The sequence below is a fragment of the Variovorax sp. P4_D9 genome (assembly GCF_056401695.1).
Genome location: NZ_JBFUIU010000726.1, coordinates 1 through 4,405, shown reverse-complemented (window position 1 = coordinate 4,405; position 4,405 = coordinate 1). Strand labels below are relative to the sequence as shown.

General features: G+C 63.4%; 5 protein-coding genes. All 5 read right to left on the bottom strand.

The window, feature by feature from the left end; all coding sequences use genetic code 11:
* On the bottom strand, window positions 1-222 hold a 222-nt coding region (locus AC1DY5_RS43675; RefSeq protein WP_478120649.1), incomplete at its 3' end, for a hypothetical protein.
* A gap of 19 nt (window positions 223-241) precedes the next feature.
* A complete protein-coding gene (locus AC1DY5_RS43670; protein ID WP_478120648.1) occupies window positions 242-640 on the bottom strand; it encodes a hypothetical protein in 399 nt (132 codons plus the stop codon).
* A 190-nt stretch (window positions 641-830) separates the two neighbouring features.
* Window positions 831-1,838 (bottom strand): cytochrome d ubiquinol oxidase subunit II, encoded by a 1,008-nt coding sequence (gene cydB, locus AC1DY5_RS43665; protein ID WP_478120647.1) that lies wholly within the window; start codon window positions 1,836-1,838, stop codon window positions 831-833.
* Window positions 1,835-3,244: a cytochrome ubiquinol oxidase subunit I gene (locus AC1DY5_RS43660; protein WP_478120646.1), complete on the bottom strand. Its 1,410-nt coding sequence runs from the start codon at window positions 3,242-3,244 to the stop codon at window positions 1,835-1,837. The genes cydB and AC1DY5_RS43660 overlap by 4 nt, the downstream gene beginning before the upstream one ends.
* A gap of 16 nt (window positions 3,245-3,260) precedes the next feature.
* On the bottom strand, window positions 3,261-4,405 hold a 1,145-nt coding region (locus AC1DY5_RS43655; protein ID WP_478120645.1), incomplete at its 5' end, for an outer membrane protein assembly factor BamB family protein.

Below are 4,405 nucleotides of genomic sequence, written 5' to 3'. Positions count from 1 at the left end.
CCCGCCACTTCTTCGGGCATGCCTGCGCGGCTCCCTCGGCCTTTTCCTCGGAATCTCGCGTGCGAGCGAGTCGATCTGCACGATCCGCAGCATGGACGGGCTGCCGCCGGCGCGATGCGAGCGTCCGGGCCTGCACCGCCACCCGGCCACCGAGATCACCCCCGCGATGCGGTCGCTGAACTGCGCGAGCGTGCGCAACGCCGGCGTGCCCGAGGCCGGCACCCGGAGTACAGTAATGCAGTCACGTCTTGCGATTGTGGAGCACCCAAGCACCGATGCCGAGCGCGGGATCAAGAATCGCAAAGGCTCCCAAGGTATGAGGAAATATTCCAGCGATCGCTAAGGGCACTAGCACCAACGGAACGAGTATCACTCGGTCGAGCACGGAGGCGGGGGCGAAATTTCGCCCCCCAGAACGACCACCGAACACGTAGAGCCAGCCAATGACGGCGACAGTCATGCCAAGTACGCGGAAGAGCGCTCCTTCGTTTCCAACAAAAGGTGGATCAAAAAGGAGCGTCTGCACCGCGCCCGGCCACACCATGAGCAAAGCTCCCGCCCCAAGGTAGATATAGCCATTCATCACCGAGTACTTCGATGCTGTGGACAAGTTGGCAGGCTGCGCGAGAAGATCACTCATGAACGACATAGCGTGCTCCTTGCGCAATTCCGATCACACGTGATCGCCTTCCAGTCGCCCAACAGGTTCTTGCCGAACAGAGACCGCAGACGCCGATCCCAGATCGCCGCCCAGGCCGACCCACAGGAAACTCAAGCCACTCACTTCCGACTCCTGCCGCTCAGGCTACTCATATGGCTTGTTACGGTGCTCACCGGTAGCCGCCGCGGACCTTGCCGCGGAACACCCAGTAGACGCCGATGGTGTAGATCGCGATCACCGGCAGCACCACCACGGCGCCGTAGAACAGGAATCGGAGCGATTCCTCCGGCGCCGCTGCACTGGCCACCGTGACTGCATACGGGACCATGTAGGGCCAGAACATCACGCCGAGCGTCAGGTACGACGCTGCGATGAACACCACGGTCAGCGTGTATGCGACGCCATCGCGGCGCGCACGAGCGCCCGTCACGACACCGATCAACGAGGCGATCGCCACCGCGACAAAGACCCACCCCCATGGCCGATCCTTCAGATGGCTCTGCGCGATCGCGCTTRCGTCGAAGCTCAACGACACGGCGAACGCCAGGCCGAGCACCACGAGGACGGCCGCGGCGAGCCACGGGATGCGGCGATAGGCCCAGTCACGCAGATTGCCTTCGCTCTTGAGCACGATCCAGCCCGCACCCAGCAGCGCATAGCCGAGGACGAGGCCGATGCCGGTCAGAACCGAGAACGGATGCAGCCATTCGAAGGATGTGCCGGCGAACTGATCGTTCGCCACCGGAAGGCCGCGCATCAATGCGCCCACGGCGGCCCCCTGCACGAAGGCGACCACCGTCGACCCCAGAAAGAACCCCAAATCCCACAACCAGCGTGTCTTCACGCTGCGGTAACGGAATTCGAAGGCAATGCCGCGGAAGATCAGGCCGACGAGCAACAGCAGGACAGGCAGGTAGAACGCGCCCAGGAACACGGCATACACCACCGGAAAGGTCGCAAACAGGCCGGCGCCGATGATCACTAGCCAGGTCTCGTTGCCGTCCCAGAACGGTGCGATCGTGTCCATCATGTGCAGACGGTGGTCCTGATCGCTGGTGGTGCCGAAAAGGATTCCGACACCGAGGTCGAAGCCGTCCAGGATCACATAGACCAGGATCGAGATGGCGATGACCGACGCCCAGAAAAGCGCCAGGTCGCTGGGCACGGCCGGGTTCACCGCGTGCCTCCGGATCCGTCATTAGGCGCGGCGTCCGTGCGCGCGGCGACGGCCAGCGGCCGGCTGCCGGTGACGTTGGACGTGGCTTGCGTCTTGGCACGCGGTCCCTGGCGCAGGAGCTTGTAGATGTAGTAGATGCCGAAGGAAATGAAGAACCAGTACACCACCACGTAGACGATCAGCGAGGTCAGCACGTCACCCGTGGTCAGCGAGGGGGTGACGGCGTCTTTGGTGCGCAGCAGGCCGTAGACCACCCAGGGCTGGCGTCCGATCTCCGCCGTGTACCAGCCGGTGAGGATGGCGACGAAGCCGGTCGGGAAGGCCGCGAAGGTGCACCACAGGAACCAGCGCGACGACTCCAGCTTCCCGCGCCATCGCAGGAAATTGCCGAGCCACGAGACGGCCAGCATGATGAGACCCATGCCGACCATCAGCCGGAAGGTCCAGAAGGGAATCAGCACCGGCGGCCAGTCTTCGCGAGGAAAGGACTCGAGGCCGCGCTCGGCGGCGGTGAAGTTGCCCGATGCGATGAAGCTGCCGAGCTTGGGCACCGTGATGGCGTAGAGGTTGCGCTGGTTCGCCTCGTCGGGGATGGCGACCAGGACTTCGCTGGCGGGCTGCTCGTTCTTCCAGCGTGCCTCGATCGCGGCGAACTTGGCGGGCTGGTGAGCCAGCACGTACAGGCCCGTCAAATGACCGAAGAAGAGCTGAACCGGGATCAGCACCGCGACCAGCCCGAGGCCCCAGTGCAGCATCATCCGGCCTTCGTCGAAGTGCACCCGGCGCAAGAGATACCAGGCCCCGGTCCCCGACACGCACATCGCGGTCGTCAGCAAGGCGGCGAGCAGCATGTGCGGCCAGCGCACCATCTRTATCGGTCCGAGCACGATCTGCATCCAGTCGGTCGGAATGATCTTGCCGTCCACCACCGTGTGGCCAAGCGGGACCTGCATCCAGCTGTTGTTGGCCAGGATCCAGAAGGACGAGAACATCGTGCCCAGCGACACCATGCAGCATGAGAAAAAGTAGAAACGCGGCGACACCCGGTCGCGCCCGAGCAGCATCACGCCGAAGAAGGTGGCCTCGAGCATGAAGGCCGTGAAACCCTCGTAGCCGAGCAGCGGGCCTTGAATCGAACCGGTCTTGACGGCGAGCACACCCCAGTTGGTGCCGAACTGGAAGGCCATGACAATGCCCGTGACCACGCCCATGCCGAAAGAGACGGCGAAGATCGGCAACCAGAAATCGAACACCCGGCGATAGAGCGCGTTGCCCGTCGCCAACCGCGCACCCTCGATCGTGGCGAGCCATGCGGCCAGCCCGATCGTGAATGCCGGGAAGATGATGTGAAAGCTGATGACGAATCCGAACTGGATCCGCGACAGCATCACCGGGTCGAGGTCCATGGTTCGAAGTCCCGTTTCATTTCTTCGCCGCGGCGCTGTCGAGGCCCAGGACCACGACCCTTGCGTGCCTCGGCTTCGTTGGCCACGCGACCATGGTGAATCCGTCAGCGACGGCAACTTTCTGCACGCCATCCACGGTGTACGTGATCACGCCGCCTCCGATGCCGCCGCCGGTTCCGAGCGGGCCTCCCCAGAGTTTCTGGCCGGTGGAAGCGTCCAGCGCATAGAAATGGCCGCCGAGGTCGGCGAAGAACACGATTCCACCGGCCGTCGGCGTGATGGCAGCGACAATAGGATAGTTGGACTTGACCCGCCATTTCCAGACCCCGGTGTCGGCGTCGCTGGCATAGATCCACCCGGCCCAGTATCCGTCGGTACGGTCCTCCTTGCCGAACATGTTGATCGGGTTGAGGGTTGCCATTCCGGTCCAGGGCTGGCCGACGGCTACCGATCGCATTCTCTCGTCAGTCTTGATCTTGACGGTATCGCACCAGTCGACGGTCCCCGTGATGATGAGATTCGTGGTCGGATCGAAGCCCGGGGTGTTCCATTCGGTGCCTCCCACCGGACCCGGACAGAAGTGAACATCCTTGCCGACGGCGAACGTGCCCTCCACATTCTCGATCGTGGTCACCGGCACACGGTAGAGCAGCTTGTTGGTGGCGAGCTCGTAGCCATAGAGGTGCCCGTCCTTCGGTGCGACCGTCATGAGCTGCTTGCCGCCCAGGGTCTGATGCAGGATGGGCGGACTGGACACGTCCCAGTCGTGCCAGTCCTTCTTCACGACCTTGAAGTTGTTCTTGTAGTCGCCCGTCTTGGCGTCGAGCACAACGACAGAGTCCGTGAAGAGGTTGTCGCCTTCGCGTGCCCCGGAAGCGAAGTCGGGGGCCGGATTGCCTCCCGGAACATACAGCAAGCCATTCTTGATATCGAGGGTGTACGAGGTCCAGGTGCCGCCGCCGCTGATGGGGATGCCTGGCGCATTGTTCCAAGTCGAATTGTCGAGCGGCGACTTGCCCACCGGGYCCCGTGCGACGTCGCCCTCGCCCTTGGGAACGAGGAAGAACTGCCAGACGACCTTGCCGGTCTTTCCGTCGAGTGCGTAGACCTTGCCCTTGCCGCCTTTGTAGTCTCCGCCGGCATTGCCGATGTAGACAAGGC

Excerpts from the sequence above, each read along its gene's own strand:
- AC1DY5_RS43670 (WP_478120648.1), bottom strand. The coding sequence starts at position 640 with ATGAGTGATCTTCTCGCGCAGCCTGCCAACTTGTCCACAGCATCGAAG.